Origin of the sequence: Aquisalimonas lutea, from assembly GCF_030409225.1 — a bacterium.
In the GTDB taxonomy this organism is placed as follows: Bacteria; Pseudomonadota; Gammaproteobacteria; order Nitrococcales; family Aquisalimonadaceae; genus Aquisalimonas; species Aquisalimonas lutea.
This window is the reverse complement of the sequence record NZ_JAUFPK010000005.1, coordinates 158,518-180,562: the sequence shown is the minus strand read 5'-3', so window position 1 is coordinate 180,562 and position 22,045 is coordinate 158,518. Positions and strand designations below refer to the sequence as shown.

Here is a 22,045-nt window from a genome sequence, read left to right as displayed (position 1 = left end):
TTCAGCTCCCTGCGCGTGATCCCGGTCGTACCATGATACGAAGGTCGGCACCGACTTGTCGCACGTCCAGCAGCTCCAGCGGCTGACGCTGCGCCATGGCATCCAGGCCGGGCAGGTGCATCAGCGGCCGGCCCTGGTGCCCCATCAGATGCAGTGCCTGGTAGAGAATCAGCTCGTCGGTCAGGCCCCGGGCCAGGAACGCGCCCGCCAGGGTCGGCCCCGCCTCCACCAGGACCTCGTTGACCGAGCGCTGTGCCAGCCGCGCCAGCACGGCGTCGAGATCGAGCCCGCCCGTGCCGGCGGCCAGGCGCTCGACCTCCGCCCCCGCCGCTTCCAGCGCCGCGCGTCGCTCCGGGGCGTCGGCGGCGGTGACGATCAGCACCGGCCCCGGCTGCCTCAGCATGGCGGCGTCCGGCGGCGTCACCAGGCCGGTGTCCAGGACCACGCGCAGGGGCGGCGGGATCTGCTCGGCATCCGCCACATCGCGGACGGTGAGCGCCGGATCGTCGGCCCGTACCGTGGCGCTGCCGGTGACGATGGCGCAGGAGCGCGCCCGCCAGCGGTGGACATCGGCGCGTGCCGCGGCGCTGGTGATCCAGCGGCTCTCGCCGGAGGCCATGGCGGTGCGCCCGTCCAGGCTGGCGGCGAGCTTGCACCGGACCCAGGGGCGCCCCGCCTCCATGCGCCGGACGAAGCCCGGGTTCAAGGCTCGGGCCTGGGGCTCCAGCAGGCCCTCGCGCACCGCGACGCCCGCGCCGCGCAGGCGCTCCAGCCCGCGCCCGGCGACCGCCGGATTGGGATCGCGCATGGCCACCACCACCTCCGCGACACCGGCCTCGACCAGGGCATCGGCGCAGGGCGGCGTACGTCCGTGGTGCGAGCACGGCTCCAGGCTTACGTAGGCGGTCGCCCCGGCGGCGGCCGCACCCGCGGCCCGCAGGGCGTACACCTCGGCGTGGGGCTCGCCGGCGCGCGCGTGCCAGCCTTCGCCCACCGCCATGCCGTCGTGGACCAGGACGCAGCCGACACGGGGATTCGGGCGGGCCGACATGCGGCCACGCTCGGCGAGCCGGAGGGCACGGGCCATCCACTGATGGTCCTGCGCCGTGAATCCGTTGCCGCTCATGGCTCGTCCGTCGCGGAGGAAGAGTCTTCCAGCCCCTCGATCACCTCACGGAAGGCGCTGACATCCTCGAAGCTCCGGTAAACGGAGGCGAAGCGCACGAAGGCCACCTTGTCCAGCTCGCGCAGCTCCTCCATGACCCAGTGGCCCACGTCCCGGGTGGCAATCTCCCGCTCGCCCCGGGCGCGGATATTGCGGATGATGCGGTGGATGGACGCCTCGACGCGCTCGGTATCCACGGGGCGCTTCTCCAGCGCCCGCAGCATGCCGGTGCGCAGCTTGTCCTCGTCGAAGGGCTCGCGGGTGCCGTCCTGCTTGACCATGCGGGGCATGAGCAGCTCGGCGGTCTCGAAGGTGGTGAAGCGCTCACCGCAGTGCCCGCACTCGCGCCGCCGACGCACCTGGTCGCCCTCCCGCGCGAGGCGGGAGTCGACCACCCGCGTATCCTGCGCCTGACAGTACGGGCACCGCATGAACGCCCTCGATCAGCCCTGCCCGGGCCGGTATACCGGCTTGCGCCGGCAGATCTCCAGCACCTGCTCGCGCACGCGCCGGATGGTGGCTTCATCCGACATGTTGTCGAGCACGTCGCAGATCCAGTGGGCCAGCTGCCGGGCGTCGTCCTGGTCGAAGCCGCGGGTGGTGATCGCCGGCGTGCCGATACGCAGCCCGGAAGTGACGAACGGCGATTGCGGGTCATTGGGCACGGTGTTCTTGTTCACCGTGATGTGGGCCTCGCCCAGGGCCGCGTCCGCGTCCTTGCCGGTCAGGCCCCTGGCCACCAGATCGATGAGGAACAGGTGATTGTCGGTGCCCCGGGAGACCACGTCGAAGCCGCGCTCGCGGACCGTCTCCGCCATCACCCGGGCATTGTCCACCACGCGCTGCTGGTACTCGCGGAATTCCGGCTCCAGCGCCTCCTTGAAGGCGACGGCCTTGGCGGCGATGACATGCATCAGCGGGCCGCCCTGGGTGCCCGGGAAGATCAGCGACTGGAACTTCTTGGTGATCTCCGGGTTCTCGCGGGCCACGATGAGACCGCCCCGCGGGCCGCGCAGGGTCTTGTGGGTGGTGGTGGTGCAGGCGTCGGCGTAGGGCACCGGGTTGGGATAGACGCCGGCGGCGATGAGCCCGGCCACGTGGGCCATGTCCACCACCAGGTAGGCGCCCACCTTGTCGGCGATCTCGCGGAAGCGCGCCCAGTCCACGATCCGGGAATACGCGGAGAAGCCGGCGACGATGATCTTCGGCTTGTGCTCCTGGGCCAGCTGGTCGACCTGCTGGTAGTCGATCTCGCCGGTGGCCGGGTCCAGGCCGTACTGCACGGCGTTGAAGATCTTGCCGGAGAAGTTGACCTTGGCACCGTGGGTCAGGTGGCCGCCGTGGTCCAGGCTCATGCCCAGGATGGTATCGCCCGGGGAGGCCAGCGCGAGGTAGACCGCGGCATTGGCCTGCGAGCCGCTGTGCGGCTGGACGTTGGCGTAGTCGGCGCCGAACAGCTGCCGGGCGCGCTCGATGGCCAGGCGCTCGGCCTCGTCGACGAACTCGCAGCCGCCGTAGTAGCGCTTGCCGGGGTAGCCCTCGGCGTACTTGTTGGTCAGCACGCTGCCCTGGGCCTCGAGCACCCGGGGGCTGGCGTAATTCTCCGAGGCGATGAGCTCGATGTGCTCTTCCTGGCGCTGGTTCTCCTTCTGCATGGAGTCCCAGAGCTCGGGGTCAAAGCTGGCGATGTTCATGTCTTCGTTGAACATGCGGCTCCCTCAATGTTGCCAAAGAAACTGTGTACCACGGCCCGGCGCACCCGCTCGGCACTTGCGGCCACGGGCGCGGCTGCCAATCAGGTGAACGCCGACCGGCGGCGCCTGGCGCCTGCAGCGGTCGCTTGCGGATCGTCGTGGAGTAAGCCTATCACCTTACCGCATTGCCATTGCATCTGCACGGACATCCCGTTACCCCTGCGCGACGCCGGCGGCGGGTTGCCCGTGCGGGCGCTTTGCTCTACAAGGGCGGAAACACCGGCACGGGCACCGCGCAATGAAGAAACGAACCCCCCGGGTCACCGTCGGCTGGCGGGAGTGGGCCGGCCTTCCGGACCTGAACATCCCGAAGATCAAGGTCAAGGTCGACACCGGCGCCCGCACCTCGGCGCTGCACGCCGTCCACGTCGTCCGGTTCAGCGATAACGGGCGCCGCCGCGTGGCGTTCGAGATCCACCCGTTCCAGCGGCGCAGCGTGCCCACCATCGCCTGTGTCGCCGATCTCGTCGGCGACCGTGCGATCACCAGCTCCACCGGGCACCGCGAGTACCGCCCCGTGATCCGTACCACGATCCTGCTCAACGGCGTACGCTGGCCCATCGATCTGACCTTGACCAATCGCGATACCATGGGGTTTCGTATGCTGCTCGGCCGGCGTGCCATGCGTGGCCGACTGCTGGTCGACCCGTCCGCCTCGTTCATCTGCGGGCCGCCCGGGGGACCGGAGGCCGCTACCTGACCCACGGAGCAGCGCTGCCCGATGAATATCATCATTCTCTCGCGCAACCGGCGACTCTACTCCACGCGGCGCCTGCAGGAGGCCGGCGAGGAACGCGGCCATACCATGCGCGTGGTGGACCCGCTGCGCTGCTACATGAACATCAGCGCCCACAAGCCGGAGATCCACTACCGCGGCGAGCAGCTGGAGATGCCGGACGCCGTCATCCCCCGCATCGGCGCCTCGATCACGTTCTACGGCACCGCCGTGGTGCGCCAGTTCGAGATGATGGGGGTGTTCCCGCTCAACGAGTCGGTGGCCATCAACCGCTCCCGGGACAAGCTGCGCTCGCTGCAGCTGCTCGCCCGCCGGGGCATCGGGCTGCCGGTCACCGGGTTCGGCTATTCCCCGGACGACAACCAGGACCTGATCAACCTGGTGGGCGGCGCACCGCTGGTGGTCAAGCTGCTGGAGGGCACCCAGGGCCGCGGCGTGGTCCTGGCGGAGACCAACAAGGCGGCCGAGAGCGTCATCGACGCCTTCCGCGGGCTGAATGCGTACTTTCTCACCCAGGAGTACATCCGCGAGGCCAACGGCGCGGACATCCGCTGCTTCGTGGTGGGCGACCGGGTGGTGGCGTCCATGATCCGCCAGGCCAAGGAAGGGGAGTTCCGCTCCAACGTCCACCGCGGCGGCAGCGCGCGGGCGCTGCGCATCACCCCGGAGGAGCGCTCCACGGCGGTGCGCGCCGCCCGCATCATGGGCCTGAACACCTGCGGCGTGGACATCATGCGCTCGAATCACGGGCCGGTGGTCCTGGAGGTCAACTCCTCCCCGGGCCTGCAGGGCATCGAGAAGGCCACCAGCAAGGACATCGCCTCGTCGGTCATCCAGTTCATCGAGAAGAGCGGGCGCAAGGGCAAGACGCGGACGCGCGGGAAAGGATAATTCAAGAGTCGCTTGGAGGGGTGGCGATTCCGGGTTGAAGCGACTAGCGGAGCCCCGGAGCGCAGGCCGTCCGGCCCCGAAGGGGTGGCGGCAGGGATGCCGCCACCGGCTGTCAGCACAGGGATGTGCTGTCAGCCGGCCAGGCCGGAGCGGAGGAACCAGGCGGAGCTTCGGAGCGCCAACCCGGAACCGCCACCCCTCCAAGCGACACCGGCACAGAGGGCTCATCGTTCAGTACTAAGGCGTTCTGTGGAGGTGCAGGCGGGGATCGGGGTGTGAGCTCCGGAGCTCCGCCTTTTCCGTCGCTCCGGGCTGGCCGAGCGACAGCACATCCCTGTGCTGACGCTCGGTTGCTTCATCCCTGAAGCAACCCCTTCGGGGCCGGGCGCCCTGCGCGACGGGGCTCCGCTAGTCGCACACACCCCGATCCCCGCCTGCACCTCCACAGAACCATCTGTCCTCGTACAAGGCACTGGCCAGCCCGTGTGCAACAGGTAGAATGTCGGTCCACTTTCCAGAGCAACAGGCTTGCTGACCAATGGCGCAGTACATCTACACCATGAACCGGGTGGGCAAGGTCGTCCCGCCCAAGCGCGAGATCCTCAAGGACATCTCCCTGTCGTTCTTCCCCGGCGCCAAGATCGGCGTGCTCGGGCTCAACGGCGCCGGCAAGTCCACGCTGCTGAAGATCATGGCCGGCGTGGAGAAGGAGTACGAGGGCGAGGCGCGCCCGCAGCCGGGCATCAAGATCGGCTACCTGCCCCAGGAGCCGCAGCTCGACCCCGACAAGGACGTGCGCGGCAACGTCGAGGAAGGCGTCGCCGAGATCAAGCAGATGCTCGACGAGTTCAACGCCGTCTCCGCCGAGATGGCCGACCCGGACGCCGATTTCGAGGCCCTGATGGAGAAGCAGGGCAAGCTGCAGGACCGCATCGACGCCGCCGGCGCCTGGGACCTGGAGCGGCAGCTGGAGCAGGCCGCCGACGCCCTGCGCCTGCCGCCCTGGGATGCCGACGTGAACACCATCTCCGGCGGCGAGAAGCGCCGCGTCGCGCTGTGCCGCCTGCTGCTGTCCGGCCCGGACATGCTGCTGCTGGACGAGCCCACCAACCACCTGGATGCGGAGAGCGTGGCCTGGCTGGAGCGCTTCCTGGCGGAGTTCCCGGGCACGGTGGTGGCGGTCACCCACGATCGCTACTTCCTGGACAACGTCGCCGGCTGGATCCTGGAGCTGGACCGGGGCCAGGGCATCCCCTGGCAGGGCAACTACTCCTCCTGGCTGGAGCAGAAGGAAAAGCGCCTGGAGCAGGAGAAGAAGCAGGAGCAGGCCCACCGGCGCGCGGTCAAGGCCGAGCTGGAGTGGGTGCGTACCAATCCCAAGGGGCGGCAGGCCAAGAGCAAGGCCCGCCTGCAGCGCTTCGAGGAGCTGCAGTCGAAGGAGTTCCAGAAACGCAACGAGACCCAGGAGCTCTACATCCCGCCGGGCCCGCGGCTGGGCGACAAGGTCATCGAGTTCGACGGCGTGCGCAAGGCCTTCGGCCAGGAGCTGCTCTACGAGGACCTCACCTTCAACCTGCCGCCGGGGGGCATCGTCGGCGTCATCGGCCCCAACGGCGCCGGCAAGACCACGCTGTTCCGCATGATCACCGGCCGGGAGACCCCCGACGCCGGCGAGATCCGCATCGGCGACACGGTGGATCTGGCCTACGTGGACCAGAGCCGCGACCACCTGGACGACAGCAAGACCGTCTGGGAGGAGATCTCCGGCGGCCAGGACCTCATCCAGGTGGGCAGCTACGAGGTGCAGTCGCGGGCCTACGTGGGCAAGTTCAACTTCAAGGGCACCGAGCAGCAGAAGCGCATCGGCGAGCTCTCCGGCGGAGAACGCAACCGCGTGCACCTGGCCAAGCTGCTGCAGAGCGGCGGCAACGTGCTGCTGCTGGACGAGCCCACCAACGACCTGGACGTGGAAACCCTGCGCGCCCTGGAGGAGGCCCTGCTCACGTTCCCGGGCTGCGCGGTGGTGATCTCCCACGACCGCTGGTTCCTGGACCGGATCAGCACCCATATCCTGGCCTTCGAGGGCGACAGCCAGGTGACCTTCATCGAGGGCAACTACCAGGACTACGAGGAAGACCGCAAGAAGCGCCTGGGCGACGACGCCACGCCGCACCGGATCAAGTACAAGCGCCTGGCGTAGTGAATCGCGCCGTCGGCGGCGAAATCCCGGGCGCAGAGCCCGGGACGCCGCGTGGTCGACGGCGCATCAAGGTTGCCACCGGGATCGGTGCCCTGCGACCGCTGGTGTCGATGCCTATCCCCGCGCCCCCGCGAGCGACAAGAAGTCAGGATAGCCCAACAGCGTTTCCATCTTCTGCCGAGTATCCGAATCGCTGGTGGGGACGTAGGTGACGAGCTGCAATGAAGCGCCGTTACCACCGGCCACCTGGAGGATGGCGTAGTCGAATACCAATCGCCCCGCTTCGGGATGCTGGTAGCCCTTCACGCCATCCTGGGGAAGCTGGACATTGTGCTCCCCCCACCAGCCGGCAAACTCCGGGCTTTGGGCAAGGAGTATTCCGATCAGCTCGTTGAACCACGAATCATCGATGTAGTTCGCATGAGTCAGCCGCAACTTCGCGACACAGTCCCGGGCGTGGGACTCCCAGTTCACGAGCATCTGACGTATACGCGGATTCAGGAAAAGCTGGTAGATACCGTTCCTTTCGATTCCCCGCATGGCGCCGAGATCACCGTGGATGACGGTCGCGGCGCGGTTCCAGGCCAGGATGTCGGAACGTGCCCCCGTGATCCACGCCGGACAGAACTCGAGCTGATCCATCAGCCGCTGATGCTGAGGGCTCACCGCAGCCTCGCGCGCCGAGCCATTGCTCCCGCTCTCCGGCCCGTATCCGCCCAGCGTCAGCAGATGCTGCTGCTCGGCAGGTTCGAGCCTCAGCGCATGGGCGATATGCTGCAACGTATCCATCGATGGATGCACGTCGCGCATCTGCTCCAGCCACGCGTACCACTCGGTGCTGATTCCGGCCAGCTCGGCGACTTCCTCGCGACGCAGACCGGGAGTTCGCCGCCGCGTACCACGCGGCAGGCCGATGTGCTCCGGCTGCAGCCGCGCACGCCGAATTCTCAGAAAGGTAGCGATCTCGCTACGACGGTCATTACTAAGCACTACGCTATTCCTTCTGGTTTGCTGAACCATCGCCGAACGATGCCGAGACCCGGTTTTACCTCCTGAAAGGTTAGTAACCAATTTCCAGGGGGGAAGTGCGGATACCAGTATACGGCGTTCCTTACCTCTCCCTGACAGCCGATATAGGGTCTCCACTTCAGTCGAGGCGCACACTGCAAAAGGAGCACAACCATGCGTTACCGCAAATTCGGCAATACCGGCCTGTTCGTCTCCGAGCTTTGCCTGGGCACCATGACCTTCGGCGGCGAGGGAGAGCTATGGAGCCAGATCGGTGACTTGCAGCAGGCTGACGCCGACCGCCTGATCGGTCGGGCCCTCGATGCCGGTATCAACTTCATCGACACCGCCGATGTCTACTCCGAAGGAATATCGGAACAGATGACCGGCCAGGCCCTGAAGAATCTCCAGGTACCGCGCAGCGATGTCGTGCTCGCTACCAAAGTATTCGGTGAAACCGGCCCGGGAGTGAATGCCCGGGGCTTGTCGCGCTATCACATCATGGACGGAGTAAAAGCCAGTCTGCGGCGCCTGCAGGTCGATCATATCGATCTGTATCAGGTCCACGGCTTCGACCCGGCCACACCGATCGAGGAAACCCTCCACGCCCTGGATACCTTAGTGCAACAGGGGCATGTCCGCTATATCGGGGTGTCCAACTGGGCGGCCTGGCAGATCATGAAGGCACTGGGCATTGCCGACCGACTGGGGCTGGCTCACTTCCAGTCACTGCAGGCGTATTACACGATTGCGGGCCGCGACCTGGAGCGCGACATCGCTCCCATGCTGCAAAGCGAAGGACTCGGGCTCATGGTGTGGAGCCCTCTCGCCGGCGGCCTGCTCAGCGGCAAGTACACGCGAGACGGTCGAGCCGAGGAAGGCGGCCGGCGTACCCGCTTCGATTTCCCGCCAGTGGAGAAGGAACGCGCTTACGATTGTATTGACGTGATGCGCCGCATCGCCGACAACAAAGGCGTCTCGGTCGCCCAGATCGCGCTTGCCTGGCTGCTGCATCAGGACGTCGTCACCAGCGTCATCGTCGGGGCCAAGCGAACGGAGCAGCTCGACGACAATATTGCCGCGACGCAAATCGAGCTCGGCGGTCATGAACTTACTGAGCTCAATCGCGTCAGCGAGCTGCCGCCGGAATATCCCGGCTGGATGCTGGAACGCCAAGGCCAGTACCGGCGTGAGCAGTTGGCAGCGCAAGGGCGCTGACGAGTTCACACGGGCCGGGCTCCACGGACATCCATCCGGGAAGCGCCACCGCCTTGCACTACCTTGATGCATGCCCGGCGACGGATGCGGGCACGCATAGGGACCTTGAAACCGGTATGCTCGGAGACCAAAGGGCCCCGGCCGGGGCCCTTTGGTCTCGACCGCCATCCCGGGCGTTGATACGGCCTGGCCGAAGCGGACCCCGAAATCCGAGCAGGTCGGCTTGTGGGCTTGCCCCGGAGCACGTATTCCGACCGGCCGGCGGCAGCGAACGCGTTATTAATTGTCGTCGTCAGGACGCAGGTTTTTCACCTCGTCCAACAGGCTCATTAGAGTGCAATATTTCTCCTCCCCCAAGGCCTCCTGAATCCTCCTGTATTGCCGCATCATTTCTTCCTTCATTTCGTCGAAAAGCGCATTGCCCTTCGGCGTAAGAGTGATGCAAAGACGGCGCTGATCGGTTTCGGGCTTCCAGCGGTGTACCAGGCCGCTTTGTTCCAGACGCACCAGTACGCCGGTCAGGCTGGGGCGCAGAATGCATGCCAACTCGGCCAGCTGGTGACTTTCGAGCGTCTGATTGTCGGCTTGCCATAGGATGCGGATAACCCGCCACTGCTGCTCGGTAATATTGTTGCGGTTGAGGTTGGGCCGGAAGAAGTCCATTACGGACTCACGGGCCTGAAGCAGTGCCAAGGGGAGAGAGGGAGTCGGACGCGCCATGTTCTGCCTTATCAAGAAAACGGCCGAGGGGTCCTCCCCTCGGCCTTGATCGTTGGGTTATCGAATACCCATACACAAGTATTTAATTTCGAGATAGTCTTCAATGCCGTAGTGGGAGCCTTCCCGGCCTACGCCTGAGGCTTTGATTCCACCGAACGGCGCTACTTCCGTCGAGATTATGCCCTCGTTTATGCCGACCATACCATATTCGAGAGCTTCCCCTACGCGCCAGCTGCGGCCAATATTCTGCGTATAAATGTAGGAGGCGAGACCGAACGGAGTATCGTTCGCCATGCGAATGGCTTCCTGTTCGCTATTAAAGCGAAACAGCGGGGCAAGCGGACCAAACGTCTCTTCACTGGCAACATCCATGCTCGGCGTCACATCACCGAGCACCGTTGGCTCGAAGAAGTTGTCTCCCATTGCATGAGGCCGCCCGCCACAGAGCACCGTGGCACCCTGATCGACGGCGTTATCGATGTGAGCTCTTACCTTGTCGACCGCCTTCCGGTTGATCAGCGGCCCCTGTTGCGCGGTTTCGTCGTTGGCTGCTGCGACCTTGAGCCGTTTCACGGCAGCTACCAACTTTTCACTAAAACTGTCGTAGACGGCATCGTGTACCAGGATGCGATTGGTGCAAACACAGGTCTGCCCGCTATTGCGAAACTTGGAGGCGATCGCGCCCTCGACGGCGGCGTCCAGATCCGCATCATCAAAGACGATGAAGGGAGCATTGCCGCCAAGCTCCATGCTGACCTTCTTGATGGTGCCGGCGCACTCCTCCATCAACTGCCGGCCGATTTCGGTCGAACCGGTGAACGACAGCTTGCGAATGCGTTCATGGCGGGTCAGCTCACTGCCGATCTCGCCCGCACTACCGGTTACCACACTAAAGACGCCGGCGGGCACGCCTGCGCGCTCGGCCAATTCGGCCAGTGCCAGCGCCGACAAGGGTGTCTCGGAAGCAGGTTTGAGCACCATGGTGCATCCGGCAGCCAGAGCCGGGCCTGCCTTGCGTGTGATCATGGCAACCGGGAAGTTCCACGGCGTGATAGCGGCTACGACGCCGACAGGCTGCTTGATCACCACCAGGCGGCGGCCCGGCTTGTCGTTGGGAATGACATCGCCGTATACGCGTTTGCCTTCCTCGGCAAACCACTCGATGAAGCTGGCGCCATAATCGATCTCACCGCGACTTTCAGCCAGCGGTTTACCTTGCTCCCAGCTCAGCAGCCGTGCCAAGTCTTCCTTGTGTTCCTGCATTAACGCGAACCAGCGATGCAAGAGCGTCGCCCGCTCTTTGGCGGTCCTGTCGCGCCAGGCTGGCAACGCGGAATCGGCCGCTTCGATAGCGTGCCGCGTTGCAGCGGCACCGACGCGCGCGACCTCGGCAATGGGCGTGTTGTCGGCCGGGTTGGTGACAGTGAAGGTGTCGCCATTGTCGGCGCTGACCCACTGTCCGTTGATGTAGGCGTGCTGGCGAAGTAGATGGGAGTCAGTCAGGTTCATGGGAACTGCCCAAATAAAGAGAGAATCAGTCATCCAGGCCAAAGAATGGGCCGGCCGAGCGTATTCAATATACGGAGGCGGGAGGCTCCGGCGTCTCGCCGCCTTTGAAAGTGGCGGCCAATTCACGCAGCGAGCACATCAGCAGGCTGGCATCCACCCCGACGGCCACGAAGGTGCAGCCCAGCTCGAGATAGCGCTTGGCAAGCGTCGGATTGGCCGACAGAATGCCGGCCGCCTTACCTGCCTGGTGGATGCGCTGGATCGCCTTCTCGATGGCGGTCTGCACCTCCTCATGCTCCGGATTGCCGCGATGACCGAGTGAAGCGCTCAGATCCGCCGGGCCGATAAAGACGCCATCGACGCCCTCGACGGCGGCGATGGCGTCGAGGTTGTCGAGCCCTTCCTGCGTCTCGATCTGCACCAGCAAACATACTTCCTCGTCGGCCTTGTCCAGATAGCCGGGTATGGAATTCCAGCGGGAAGCCCGCGCCAGCGCACTGCCGACGCCACGTACACCCTCCGGCGGATAGCGCGTCGCACGCACCAGGGCGCGCGCCTGATCGGCGCTGTCCACCATGGGCACCAGCAAGCTCGCCACGCCGATATCGAGATACTGCTTGATCAGTGCCGTCTCTCCCACGGGAGGACGCACCACGGGCTGCACCTCGTAGGGGGCGACCGCCTGCAGCTGCTCGAGAATGGAACGCAGGTCGTTGGGCGCATGCTCACCATCGATCAACAGCCAGTCGAAGCCGGCGTTGGCGGCAATTTCGGCGCAGTAGCCATTGGCCAGGCCCGACCAGATGCCGATCTGGGCCTCGTTCCGGGCCAATGCCTGTTTGAACGTGTTGGTGGGCATGTCCATGGATACTCTCCCGATCCTCTGTGTGGTGGGGCCCCATGCGGCATGGTGAGGGTCTACCCGGACCACCGGCCGTTGCATCAGCAGGGACTGATGCGCTTTTTGACGCCCGACCGTCACGCTAGCGCCGCCGCTAGCCCGGTCAGGCATGAGCCGCAGCGGCAGGGGCAGCCGATCAATCGAACCGCAGCGTCACTTTCCCGAACGAGCCGTAGTCCGCCTCGATACCGCTGCCGGACGGGCATTCAACCGGACCGATGAAGGAGCCGGACAATACGACCTGACCGGCTTCGATCCGTTGGCCATAGTCCGCCATGCGGCGTGCCAGCCACATCAGGCCGATCACCGGGTCGTCGAGCACGCCGGCACCCAGGCCCGTGGCGACGACATCCCGGTTCTTCTTGACGATCGAGCCGACCCAGCGCAGATCGATGGCATTCGGTGCGTGTTGCTCCTCGCCCAGCACGATGCCGGCGTTCGCCGCATTGTCGGACACGGTATCGACGATGACGCGCATCTGACCGGTTCGAGCATCCCTGCGCACGACACGGGTATCGAGAATCTCGATGGCGGGCGACACGTAGTCGGTGGCGGCCAGTACCTCCTCCCGAGTGACTTTCCCCTCCAGCGGCGCCTTCATGACGAAGGCGATCTCGGTTTCGATCCGCGGCTGAATGAAGTGGTTATCGGGAATCACGACGCCGGTATCGAAGCGCATGTAGTCGTAGAGCACGCCACTGTCGGGCGTATCGATGCCCAGCGCATCCTGCATGGCCTTAGACGTCAATCCGATTTTCCAGCCAATGATCTCCTGTCCCCGGGCCAGTTTCCGCTTCATCTGGGCGGCTTGGATGGCATAAGCGTCATCCAGTGTCATGCCCGGGTACTGTAGCGACAGAAGGCCGATCTGCTCGCCGCTTTCCTCCGCCGCAAGCAGGGCATCGGCTGCCTCGGCGATCTGGGTATCAGTCAACGGCATGTTTTTCGTCCTCCACACCGTTGACCAGGGTGCCGATGCCATCGGCTTCGACTTCGATGACATCGCCCGGCTTGAGCCAGACCGGCGGATCGAAGCGCGCACCTGCACCGGTAGGCGTGCCACAGACGATGACGTCGCCCGGTACCAGGGTGGTGAAGGTAGAGACGTAGCTCACGATGTAACGGAAATCGAACATCATGCGCGAGGTCCGATCGCGCTGGCGTACCTCGCCGTTGACGCGGGTGGTCAGCTCGATGTCGTCGAGCTGGGAGGCATCACGAAACGGCACCAGCCAAGGGCCCATGGCGCCGGTGGCATCGAAGTTCTTACCCTGCGTGACGTTAAACTTGGCGTGATGGACCCAGTCGCGGATGGTGCCTTCGTTGCACAGGGTCAGCGCCGCGATGTGTTCATAGGTCTTCTCCATGGGAATGCGGCGCCCGCCCTTGCCGATCACGATGGCAACCTCGCCTTCGTAGTCGAGCTGCTCGCTCTCCGGCGGGCGCACCAGATTCTGCCGATGGCCCACGAAGCTGCGGGGAAAACGAATGAACAGCGAAGGCTTGCTCGGTGCCGCCTGGCCGTCCTTGTACTCTTCGTTGCGTGACGGGAAGTTGACGCCGACGCAGATCAGTTTCTCGGGGTTGGCCAGCGGAATCAGGAAAGTGACGTCCTCTTCGCGGTAGCTTGGGCGGCGTCCCTCGGCAGCATCCATGATTTCGTCGATCGCGCCGGCCTCGATGATCTCTTTGAGCCCCTTGAAGCGAGTACCGAATTCCGGGGTCAGATCGATGATGGCCTCGTCGCCGACGACACCGTAGCGATCCGCGCCGTCGGCGTGGAAGGATGCCAGACGAGGGAGAAGGGTGGTGCTCATGACGTCTCTCCTGAACGGCCCGGGATCACCGGGCCGCTTGTGCTCGGGCTACAGGACACTAGGGGGCAACAATGGGCGTTGCGTTCAGCTGTGACGCCTGAGTGTCGACGCCCTCGAACAGCGAGCCGCGCTCGAACCAGGAGCGTGGTGCCGGCGCACCCCACAGGGTCTGGCGCTGCGGGTCCTTCAGATCCCACTTGATGGGCTCAAGGTCCGGATCGACGGTCTGGTAGTCGGAGCAGTAAACCTCGATGCGGTGACCATCCGGGTCGAGGATATAGAGGAAGAAGGCGTTGGATATGCCGTGGCGGCCTGGCCCGCGCTCGATGCTGCTGACGTAGCCGGTGGTGGCCATCAAGTCGCAAAGGTCGATAATGTTGAGCGGGGTCGGCACCCAGAAAGCCGTGTGGTGAAGCCGGGGACCTTCGCCGTTCGTGAAGGCGATGTCATGAACGCCACCCTTGCGGTGCATCCAGGCCGCCCACAGGCGGCCACTCTCCTCGTCCTCGGTGTATTCGGTGAGGCGGAAGCCGATACGGTTGTAGAACTCGACTGCCTGGTCGACGTTGGCCGAGAACACGTTGAAATGGTCGATGCGCAGTGGTTTGACACCACGGTACAGCGCGTACTGCTGATGGATGGGTGGCAAACGGTCCATCCTGAAATAGAACTCGATGGGTGTATCGAAGCAGTCGACCGTGCGCAGCGTACGCCCTTGATAGGGCCGCTCGACCCACTCGACCGGATGGCCCTGCTCCTGGAACCAGGCGTATGTATTGTCCAGTTCCTGCTCATCGAAGACCTTGAAAGACAGTGCCTGAACCGTAGCGGTGTCGCTCTGCTCGAGCACGATGCAGTGGTGTCCACGCTCTTCCAAGGCGCGCAGATAGATGCGCCGGTCGTCCTCGTCCGTCACCTGAAGACCCAGCGTATCGACATAGAAGTGACGGCTCTTGGCCAGGTCGGTTACACGGAACACGACATGGCTCAGGCGAATGACGTTGAACGGTGGATAAAGATTCGGAGTCGGAATGGGCATGGTATGGCTCCCTGATCCTTTCAAGCGGGTGGTGGAATAACGCCTGCGACAATGCCGTCAGCCGAGTTTCGGCGCTTGGTGCATCTTGCGGGGGAAGGAAACGTTGACGGTCTCCATGTAGAAGTCGAATGACCAGTCGCCACCGTCGCGGCCGATGCCCGACGCCTTGACGCCCCCGAACGGTGCGGGCAGATGGCGAACGTTCTCGGAGTTGACCCACATCATGCCCGCTTCAAGTTCGTCGGTTAGACGCATGGCTCGGTTGAGATCGTTGGTCCACAGATAGGCGGTTAGACCGTACTGGGTGTCGTTGGCGATGTTCAGTGCCTCGTCTTCGTCCTTGAAGGCAATGGCGGTCAGCACCGGGCCGAAGATCTCCTCCTGGGCGATGGCCATGTCATTGGTGGCATGGGTGAACAGGGTCGGCCGAACGAAACAGCCGTCGTTGCCGACCTTTTCACCGCCGGCGGCAATGGTCGCGCCCTGCTCCCGGGCCTTGTCGAAGTAGGAGAGCACCTTCTTCTCGTGCTCGGGGTGGATCAGTGGGCCGACGACCGTTTCGGGGTCGAGTGGATGGCCGACCTTGATGTTATTGGCGACCTTGGCCACGCGACGTGTAAAGTCCTCGTAGATGCTGTCCTGCACCAGCAGGCGAGACGAAGAGGTGCAGCGCTCACCATTGAGTGAGTAGATCATGAAGCTGGCGGCGTCCACCGCGCGGTCGATGTCGGCGTCGTCGAAGACGATGACCGGGTTCTTGCCGCCGAGCTCGAAATGGAAACGCTTCAGGGTCGGCGCGGCCTGGGCCATGATCATCTGTCCGGTACGGCTTTCGCCGATGAAGGCGATTGCCTTGATATCGGGATGTTCGGTCAGGGCCTTGCCGGCGTCTTCACCGAAACCATTGACCAGGTTCAGTACCCCCTTGGGAAGACCGGCATCCTCGGCGATCTCGACCAGGAGCTTGGCTGTCATCGGCGAGAACTCGGCCGGCTTGTGCACCACGGTACAGCCCGAGGCCAGCGCTGGTGCGATTTTCCAGGTCGACAGCATGAACGGCGTGTTCCACGGAGTGATGACGCCGATGGGGCCCAATGGACGCTTGGAGGTGACGTTCATCTGGCTGTCGTTGCGAAGCGCGAGCCCGTCCTCGGCTTGCGGCGCCTTGTCGGCAAAAAAGCGGAAGTTGGCCGCGCCGCGAACGGCTGCCTTGGACATGAAGCGCAGCGCCTGGCCGGTGTCCATGCACTCGGTGAAAGCGATTTCGTCGGCGCGCGCCTCGATGGCTTCCGCTACTTTGATCAGGATGGCGCGGCGCTCCTCGCCCGGCATCCTGCTCCACGTCTTGAAGGCCTCCTTGGCCGCTTTTGCCGCCTGATCGATGTCGCCGGCACCACCCCGGGCGACCTTGGCCAATGGCTCAAGATCGACCGGCGACAGGGTCTCGAAGGTCTCACCCGAGCTAGCGGGTACCGATTCGCCGTTGATGTGGTTGTTGATCCCTCGCTCGCGAAAACGCTTCATGTATTCCTGCGCGCGGGCAAGGTTCTCTTCCAATGTGCTCATCGGAAATACTCCTGGCATGTCGACAAGTCCGGTGTCTCCGAAGACTCAGTGTTGCGAAAGACGGCTATGAATCGGGGTGTCCTTCCAACCCAGCGCGGCATCGATCTCGCGAATCTCCAATGACAGCGCGAAGTGGGTGGTGGCCAGCGGCGCGGCGAGCGCATCCTGTACCGCCGAGAAAAGGCGCTCTCCCGCTGCCTTCAGGGCCGCTTTCTCGCGGCCGGCGCCGACGGATAGCGTCATCGCAACGAAATCGTTGTCCGGATGGTCGTCGGCGACGATGCAATGGTCGGCGGCAAAGGCGCGCACGCGGATCCCGGCGAGCGGAAAGAGCTCGCTTTCCTTCATGACCTCCCAGGCGGCCCGGCAGACATCCTGCACGGCCACGTACCGCTCGAGGTTCGGTGAGTACTCGATATGCAGATGTGGCACGTCGTTCTCCTTGGTATGGCGGCGGGACGCTGAGCAGGCTTCCATGGGCGCATGCCACGCGATCACCCTCGTCCAGCACCTTAAGGACCATCCTTTTATTAATATATTAATAATTTTGTTGGGCTGGTCTGTCAAGGGTCTCCCTGATCCTGTGCGTGATTATTCTGGTCTCCCACCCGAACGATGATGGCCCCCGTAAAGGGAGCTTGCCGGGTGCCTTTTGGGAGGGTCTCACGGTCCGTGCAGCACGGCGGCGTGCACAAGGGTGAGCCGGGGGTGGGCCACTGCGCTCGCGGCACGGCAAGGTGAAATCGCGGCTGGCGGGCGGCTCGGCGGCGAGGGATACTCCAGCGATCCCGGGTTACAGGACCCTAGTGTCCTGTAACCCGAGTTCGTTGCATTTTGCTAGCCTCGGCCGTAGACGTCCTCGAAGCGCACGATATCGTCCTCGCCCAGGTAGCTGCCGGTCTGCACCTCGATGAGCTCCAGCGGGATCTTGCCGGGGTTCTCCAGGCGGTGCCGCGTGCCCAGCGGGATATAGGTGGACTGATCCTCGCCCAGCAGGAACGTCTGGTCATCGCGCACGATTCGCGCCGTTCCCCGCACCACCACCCAGTGCTCGGCGCGGTGGTGGTGCATCTGCAGCGACAGGCTGGCACCCGGGTTGACGATGATGCGCTTGACCTGGAAGCGCTCGCCGGCGGTGATGCTCTCGTACGACCCCCAGGGCCGGACCACCCGCAGGTGGTTGTGGGGCTCTTCCCGGCCCTGGCTGCGCAGGCGCTCGACTACCTTCTTGACGTCCTGGACGTGCCCCCGGTCGGCCACCAGCACGGCGTCCGCCGTTTCCACGATGACGGCGTCATTCATGCCCAGCGCGGCCACCAGCCGGTGCTCGGAGCGGATGTAGCTGTTGTGGCTGCCTTCCGTGATGACGTCGCCGCGGGTGACGTTGCCGTCCGCGTCCGCCGGGCTCACCGCCTGCAGCGCCGACCAGGACCCCAGGTCGCTCCAGCCCGGGTCCATGGGGATCACCATGGCATCCCGGGTGCGCTCCATGACGGCATAGTCGATGGAGTCGGACCGGCAGCGGGCGAATGCCTCCGGCTCCAGGCGGATGAAGTCGAGATCCCGCTGCGCGCCGTCGAGCGCCTCGCGGCAGGCCGCCACCATGTCCGGCTCCAGGCGCTCCAGCTCCTGCAGGTAGCGGTCGGCCCGGAACAGGAACAGGCCGCTGTTCCAGAAGTACTCGCCGGAGTCGACGTACCGCTGTGCCGTGTCCGCATCCGGTTTCTCCACGAACTCGGCCACGGGCATCGGACCGCCGGCATCCGCCTGCCCGTCCATGCGAGCGCGGATGTAGCCGTAACCGGTCTCGGGGTGGGCGGGGCGGATGCCGAAGGTCACCAGGGCGCCGTCGCGCGCCGCCTCCCGGCCGCTGGCCACCGCGTCCCGGAAGGCCGCCGGATCGTTGATGCAGTGATCCGCCGGCATGACCAGCAGCAGCGCCTCCGGGTCCCGGGCGACGGCATGCAGCGCGCCGGCGCAGGCCGCCGGCGCCGTGTTGCGCCCCACGGGCTCCAGCAGGATGGCCGGCCGGTGAAGAGCGGTATCCCGCAGCTGCTCGGCCACCAGGAAGCGGTGCGATTCATTGCAGACGACGACGGCCTCGTCCGCCAGCCCGGGCAGGCCGTGCAGGCGATCCGCGGTGACCTGCAGCATGGTCCGCTCCGGCTCGGTGAGCGCCAGCAGCTGCTTGGGATACAGCTCCCGCGACAGCGGCCACAGACGCGTCCCCGCCCCGCCGGACAGGACCAGCGGCGTAATCCCGGCCATGCCTTCTCCTTGATTGGTCCCTTGGTTGGCTCCCATAACCCTCCCGCGATCTCGTCTACAGGATCGCACCGCTCCAGAACAGGAATGCGAACAGGGCCAGCAGGAGCGCCCCGAGGGCCCGAACGGCCGGGTCCGGGATGCGCTCCAGCCGCAGCACGCGGTCGATGCGCCCCGGCCCGACCCGGCCCCGCGTGGCCCCGGGCCACTCCTGCGTGCCCAGACGGTGGACCAGCGCAAAGGCGATGTACACCAGCAGGATGCTGAATACGCCGTACAGCGGCCCCAGGATCGCCGGCCGGACATCCCCCATGGGCGCCTCGACCCATATCGCCAGGGGCCACGCCACCAGCAGGCCCGCGAACAGCGCGGCCAGGTACAGGAAGAACGTGATGAACGCCTGCGACAGGGTCGCGGTGAACAGCAGCACCACGCGCCCCGGGGGCAGGCGCCGCAGCACCAGAACGACGCCGCCGAGCAGCAGCAGCGACCCCAGGGCGAGCTCCCGCAGCAGCGCGTTGATGGGCTGAAGCGTCTGCAGCCAGGCGACCGCCGTGCCGTCGAACGTGCGCGGAACCAGCAGGACGAGCACGGCGAACAGGAAGCTCACCGCGGCGAACGGCCAGACCCGGGCGATGACCGCCCGCAGGAAGGCCCCCGGCGGCAGGCGCGCGATATCCGGTGTCGACAGCATGCAATCCTCCCTGGGAAACGCGGCGCAGCGGGATCCCCCCGGCCGTGTACGGAGTATGCCCGGCCCTGCCTTCCCGGGCCAAGCACAACCGACGGCGCCGCGCACCCGGACCGGGGTGTGTACACTGGCCAGCCGCCCGGCAGGCTGTGTAGCCTTCCCGCATGACCTCGACGTCATCATTGCCCATCGACGTCCTCCGCGACGCCTTCGACGAGGCCGGCCGGCACGGGCACGTGGTGGTCACCGCGGCCACCGGCACCGGCAAGTCCACCCGTCTTCCCGTCTGGGCGGCGGCGCACGGGCCCGTGCTGGTGGTGGAGCCGCGGCGCATCGCCGCCACCAGCCTGGCGGCGCGGGTTGCCGGGGAGCTGGGCTGCCGCCACGGCGGCCGGGTGGGCCACGCCGTGCGCCTGGACAGCTGCCACGACGACACCACCGAGATCCTGTTCGCGACACCGGGCATCGTTCTCAACTGGCTGGGCGCCGGCAGGCTTGCCGCTTACCGTACGGTGATCCTCGACGAGTTCCACGAGCGGCGGTGGGACACGGACCTGCTCCTGGCGCTGCTGCGCGACGCCGGCGAGCACTCCCTGGTGCTGACCTCCGCCACGCTGGACGGCGAACGCCTGGCGGAGCACCTGGATGCGCGCCTGCTGGAAGCGCCCGGGAGCAGCCATCCCGTGACCGTTGAGCACACCGGAACGAGCCCCCGGGACATGCCCTCGTCCAGGGACCTGGAGCAGCGGATCGCCCGGGACGTGCACCAGGTGCGGCAGCGAACCGACGGCGACGTGCTCGCGTTCCTGCCCGGACGCCGGGAGATCGCCGGCACGGCGCGCCGGCTGGCGTCGGAGGATGCCGACGTGGTGTGCCTGCATGGCTCGGCCCCCGTCGCGGACCAGAAGCGGGCGCTGCACCCGGGCGACCGGCAGCGGGTGATCCTGGCCACCAACGTGGCGGAGTCGTCACTCACCGTGCCCGGGGTCACGGCCGTGGTGGACAGCGGCCTGGAGCGCCGCACGCTCCAGCGCAACGGCCGCACCGTGCTGGCGCTGCAGCCGGTCTCCCGCGCCAGCGCGGAGCAGCGCAAGGGCCGGGCCGGCCGCACGGCCCCGGGCCTGTGCCTGCGGCTGTGGGGCGGCCAGGCGCCGCTGCAGGCCAGTACGCCGCCGGAGACCCGGCGCGAGGACCTCACCGACCTGACCCTGGCCGCCGCCGTGGCCGGACGGCCCGTGCGCGCACTGCAGTTTCCCGACCCGCCGCGGGAGGAGAGCCTGAGCCGGGCCGAGCGCTACCTGCGGGCGCTCGGCGCCATCGACGCGGACGGCCGTGCCACGGCAACGGGTCAACGACTGTTTGCCCTGCCGGTGGACACGGCGTTCGCCGCCCTGATCCTGGCCATGCCGGACGCCGAGGCCGGGGGGTTCATGGCCGACCTGGCCGCTGCGCTCACGACAGGGCGGGGACTGGTCCACCCCAGCGGGGAGGAGGATGCGCGCGCGGAACTGACCGAGGCGCTGGGCCGGCGCTGCGACGCCACGCTGCTGGTCGCCGCCCTGCGGGGCACGCGGCTGCCCGGCGTCACCGTCGCCGACGGCCCGCGGCGGGAAGCGCTGCGCCTGGCGGCCCAGGTACGCTCCCTGGCGCAGCTGCCCGCGGTGCCCGCGACACTGGCCACCGGTACCGCCGACCGCGCCCTGGCCGCGGCGGCAGCCGCCGCTCCTGCCATGGTGTTCGTCCGCCGGGAGAAGCGGCGGCAGGCCCTGGCGAACGGCCGGGCGGAGCTCGTGCCCGGACGGCAGACGCTGTTCGGCGCCGACGACGAGGCCGCCTTGGTCCTGGACGACCACAGCGTCCCCGGCCGGGGCACCCGCGAGACTGTGACCGTGGCCACCTGCATGGCGCCGCTGGCCCCGGAGACCCTGATCACCTGGGAGCTGGCCCGGCCCGGGGACGACAACCCGGCGGTACGCGACGGGCGGCTGGTCTGCCAGCGCGCCTGGCGGTACGCCGGGCGCGTCCTGCACCGGGAGGAGGTCGAGCCGGAGGGCGCCGCGGCCCGGGAGGCGGCCGCCGCGCTGATCCTGCAGGATCGTCTGCTCGCCCCGGCCGGCGCCCGCCTCCGGGACGATATCGAGGCCTGGACGCTCTACCAGGAGCTGCACGGGTACAACGAGCCGGTGCCCGAGCCCCATGCCTGGCTGGTGGAGCGGCTCGCCGCACTCGGCGTCGGGCACGGTGACGACCTGGCGCTCATCGAGCCCCCGGATCTGCGCTTCGAAGGCATCCCCGCGTGGGAGCGCGAACGGTTCGACGAACGTTATCCGCGGCGCTGGAGCCTTCCCGGGGTCGAGCTGCGGATCCACTACGACGTCCACCGCAAGCGGGTGACCGCCGAGCCCATGGACGGCTCCGGCCAGCGACAGCCGAAGCGCTGGGAGCTGCCCGCATGGCCCGGGTGGCGCGTGCGCTTCCGCAAGGCCAGCCGCGAGGTGGACATCCGCTGAACGCCGCGCACGGAGAACGCGCAACGGCCCGGCGCCGGCACGGACTGTGATCCAG

The 22,045-nt window shown here is 66.4% G+C and carries 19 protein-coding genes; 5 read left to right on the top strand and 14 right to left on the bottom strand.

Going from position 1 to position 22,045, the window contains the following annotated elements:
- Nucleotide 1: 1 nt before the first annotated feature.
- From ribD to glyA, 3 genes are read right to left on the bottom strand one after another with little or no spacing between them, the layout of a single operon-like run.
- A complete protein-coding gene (gene ribD, locus QWY84_RS14970; RefSeq protein ID WP_290203629.1) occupies nt 2-1,126 on the bottom strand; it encodes a bifunctional diaminohydroxyphosphoribosylaminopyrimidine deaminase/5-amino-6-(5-phosphoribosylamino)uracil reductase RibD in 1,125 nt (374 codons plus the stop codon).
- Nucleotides 1,123-1,596 (bottom strand): transcriptional regulator NrdR, encoded by a 474-nt coding sequence (gene nrdR, locus QWY84_RS14965; RefSeq protein WP_290203628.1) that lies wholly within the window; start codon nt 1,594-1,596, stop codon nt 1,123-1,125. The genes ribD and nrdR overlap by 4 nt, the downstream gene beginning before the upstream one ends.
- Nucleotides 1,597-1,608: 12 nt before the next feature.
- Nucleotides 1,609-2,874, bottom strand: coding sequence for a serine hydroxymethyltransferase (glyA, locus tag QWY84_RS14960; protein WP_290203627.1), 1,266 nt, complete (start codon nt 2,872-2,874; stop codon nt 1,609-1,611).
- Between the two features lie 283 nt (nt 2,875-3,157).
- On the opposite strand from glyA, the gene QWY84_RS14955 reads away from it, so the two are divergent.
- The 3 genes from QWY84_RS14955 to ettA all read left to right on the top strand — a co-directional run bounded on the left by QWY84_RS14955 (nt 3,158) and on the right by ettA (nt 6,746).
- Nucleotides 3,158-3,619 (top strand): ATP-dependent zinc protease family protein, encoded by a 462-nt coding sequence (locus QWY84_RS14955; RefSeq protein WP_290203626.1) that lies wholly within the window; start codon nt 3,158-3,160, stop codon nt 3,617-3,619.
- Between the two features lie 21 nt (nt 3,620-3,640).
- Nucleotides 3,641-4,546, top strand: a complete 906-nt coding sequence (rimK, locus tag QWY84_RS14950) for a 30S ribosomal protein S6--L-glutamate ligase (protein ID WP_290203625.1) — start codon at nt 3,641-3,643, stop codon at nt 4,544-4,546.
- 538 nt (nt 4,547-5,084) lie between these two features.
- The gene (gene ettA / locus QWY84_RS14945) at nt 5,085-6,746 is read left to right on the top strand and encodes an energy-dependent translational throttle protein EttA (protein ID WP_290203624.1); all 1,662 of its coding nucleotides are present in this window, start codon (nt 5,085-5,087) and stop codon (nt 6,744-6,746) included.
- A gap of 114 nt (nt 6,747-6,860) precedes the next feature.
- Here ettA and QWY84_RS14940 read toward each other — a convergent pair whose 3' ends face one another.
- Nucleotides 6,861-7,736 (bottom strand): helix-turn-helix domain-containing protein, encoded by an 876-nt coding sequence (locus QWY84_RS14940; RefSeq protein ID WP_290203623.1) that lies wholly within the window; start codon nt 7,734-7,736, stop codon nt 6,861-6,863.
- 192 nt (nt 7,737-7,928) lie between these two features.
- Here QWY84_RS14940 and QWY84_RS14935 point away from each other — a divergent pair, with 192 nt between their 5' ends.
- On the top strand, nt 7,929-8,972 hold the full coding sequence (locus QWY84_RS14935) for an aldo/keto reductase (protein ID WP_290203621.1): 1,044 nt from the start codon (nt 7,929-7,931) through the stop codon (nt 8,970-8,972).
- A 279-nt stretch (nt 8,973-9,251) separates the two neighbouring features.
- Here QWY84_RS14935 and hpaR read toward each other — a convergent pair whose 3' ends face one another.
- The 10 genes from hpaR to QWY84_RS14885 form a co-directional block, all read right to left on the bottom strand.
- Entirely contained in the window at nt 9,252-9,692 is a 441-nt protein-coding gene (gene hpaR / locus QWY84_RS14930) for a homoprotocatechuate degradation operon regulator HpaR (RefSeq protein WP_290203620.1), read from the bottom strand.
- 57 nt (nt 9,693-9,749) lie between these two features.
- Nucleotides 9,750-11,201 carry an NADP-dependent succinate-semialdehyde dehydrogenase gene (gabD, locus tag QWY84_RS14925; RefSeq protein ID WP_290203618.1) on the bottom strand — a complete coding sequence of 484 codons (1,452 nt, stop codon included), beginning with the start codon at nt 11,199-11,201 and terminating at the stop codon, nt 9,750-9,752.
- A 64-nt stretch (nt 11,202-11,265) separates the two neighbouring features.
- Nucleotides 11,266-12,066 (bottom strand): 4-hydroxy-2-oxoheptanedioate aldolase, encoded by an 801-nt coding sequence (gene hpaI, locus QWY84_RS14920; protein WP_290203616.1) that lies wholly within the window; start codon nt 12,064-12,066, stop codon nt 11,266-11,268.
- Between the two features lie 172 nt (nt 12,067-12,238).
- Nucleotides 12,239-13,042, bottom strand: a complete 804-nt coding sequence (locus tag QWY84_RS14915; protein ID WP_290203615.1) for an FAA hydrolase family protein — start codon at nt 13,040-13,042, stop codon at nt 12,239-12,241.
- Nucleotides 13,029-13,919, bottom strand: a complete 891-nt coding sequence (locus tag QWY84_RS14910) for a fumarylacetoacetate hydrolase family protein (protein ID WP_290203614.1) — start codon at nt 13,917-13,919, stop codon at nt 13,029-13,031. The genes QWY84_RS14915 and QWY84_RS14910 overlap by 14 nt, the downstream gene beginning before the upstream one ends.
- Before the next feature lie 58 nt (nt 13,920-13,977).
- Nucleotides 13,978-14,958 (bottom strand): 3,4-dihydroxyphenylacetate 2,3-dioxygenase, encoded by a 981-nt coding sequence (hpaD, locus tag QWY84_RS14905; protein ID WP_290203613.1) that lies wholly within the window; start codon nt 14,956-14,958, stop codon nt 13,978-13,980.
- 57 nt (nt 14,959-15,015) lie between these two features.
- Nucleotides 15,016-16,524 carry a 5-carboxymethyl-2-hydroxymuconate semialdehyde dehydrogenase gene (gene hpaE, locus QWY84_RS14900; protein WP_290203612.1) on the bottom strand — a complete coding sequence of 503 codons (1,509 nt, stop codon included), beginning with the start codon at nt 16,522-16,524 and terminating at the stop codon, nt 15,016-15,018.
- A gap of 45 nt (nt 16,525-16,569) precedes the next feature.
- Nucleotides 16,570-16,956: a 5-carboxymethyl-2-hydroxymuconate Delta-isomerase gene (locus QWY84_RS14895; protein WP_290203610.1), complete on the bottom strand. Its 387-nt coding sequence runs from the start codon at nt 16,954-16,956 to the stop codon at nt 16,570-16,572.
- 405 nt (nt 16,957-17,361) lie between these two features.
- A complete protein-coding gene (locus QWY84_RS14890; RefSeq protein WP_290203608.1) occupies nt 17,362-18,792 on the bottom strand; it encodes a mannose-1-phosphate guanylyltransferase/mannose-6-phosphate isomerase in 1,431 nt (476 codons plus the stop codon).
- A gap of 55 nt (nt 18,793-18,847) precedes the next feature.
- Entirely contained in the window at nt 18,848-19,483 is a 636-nt protein-coding gene (locus QWY84_RS14885) for a hypothetical protein (RefSeq protein ID WP_290203607.1), read from the bottom strand.
- Between the two features lie 161 nt (nt 19,484-19,644).
- Here QWY84_RS14885 and QWY84_RS14880 point away from each other — a divergent pair, with 161 nt between their 5' ends.
- A complete protein-coding gene (locus QWY84_RS14880) occupies nt 19,645-21,990 on the top strand; it encodes a helicase-related protein (RefSeq protein ID WP_290203606.1) in 2,346 nt (781 codons plus the stop codon).
- The last annotated feature ends 55 nt before the right edge of the window (nt 21,991-22,045 follow it).

Excerpts from the sequence above, each read along its gene's own strand:
- ribD (WP_290203629.1), bottom strand. The coding sequence starts at position 1,126 with ATGAGCGGCAACGGATTCACGGCGCAGGACCATCAGTGGATGGCCCGT.
- nrdR (WP_290203628.1), bottom strand. The coding sequence starts at position 1,596 with ATGCGGTGCCCGTACTGTCAGGCGCAGGATACGCGGGTGGTCGACTCC.
- glyA (WP_290203627.1), bottom strand. The coding sequence starts at position 2,874 with ATGTTCAACGAAGACATGAACATCGCCAGCTTTGACCCCGAGCTCTGG.
- QWY84_RS14955 (WP_290203626.1), top strand. The coding sequence starts at position 3,158 with ATGAAGAAACGAACCCCCCGGGTCACCGTCGGCTGGCGGGAGTGGGCC.
- rimK (WP_290203625.1), top strand. The coding sequence starts at position 3,641 with ATGAATATCATCATTCTCTCGCGCAACCGGCGACTCTACTCCACGCGG.
- ettA (WP_290203624.1), top strand. The coding sequence starts at position 5,085 with ATGGCGCAGTACATCTACACCATGAACCGGGTGGGCAAGGTCGTCCCG.
- QWY84_RS14935 (WP_290203621.1), top strand. The coding sequence starts at position 7,929 with ATGCGTTACCGCAAATTCGGCAATACCGGCCTGTTCGTCTCCGAGCTT.
- hpaR (WP_290203620.1), bottom strand. The coding sequence starts at position 9,692 with ATGGCGCGTCCGACTCCCTCTCTCCCCTTGGCACTGCTTCAGGCCCGT.
- gabD (WP_290203618.1), bottom strand. The coding sequence starts at position 11,201 with ATGAACCTGACTGACTCCCATCTACTTCGCCAGCACGCCTACATCAAC.
- hpaI (WP_290203616.1), bottom strand. The coding sequence starts at position 12,066 with ATGGACATGCCCACCAACACGTTCAAACAGGCATTGGCCCGGAACGAG.
- QWY84_RS14915 (WP_290203615.1), bottom strand. The coding sequence starts at position 13,042 with ATGCCGTTGACTGATACCCAGATCGCCGAGGCAGCCGATGCCCTGCTT.
- QWY84_RS14910 (WP_290203614.1), bottom strand. The coding sequence starts at position 13,919 with ATGAGCACCACCCTTCTCCCTCGTCTGGCATCCTTCCACGCCGACGGC.
- hpaD (WP_290203613.1), bottom strand. The coding sequence starts at position 14,958 with ATGCCCATTCCGACTCCGAATCTTTATCCACCGTTCAACGTCATTCGC.
- hpaE (WP_290203612.1), bottom strand. The coding sequence starts at position 16,524 with ATGAGCACATTGGAAGAGAACCTTGCCCGCGCGCAGGAATACATGAAG.
- QWY84_RS14890 (WP_290203608.1), bottom strand. The coding sequence starts at position 18,792 with ATGGCCGGGATTACGCCGCTGGTCCTGTCCGGCGGGGCGGGGACGCGT.
- QWY84_RS14885 (WP_290203607.1), bottom strand. The coding sequence starts at position 19,483 with ATGCTGTCGACACCGGATATCGCGCGCCTGCCGCCGGGGGCCTTCCTG.
- QWY84_RS14880 (WP_290203606.1), top strand. The coding sequence starts at position 19,645 with ATGACCTCGACGTCATCATTGCCCATCGACGTCCTCCGCGACGCCTTC.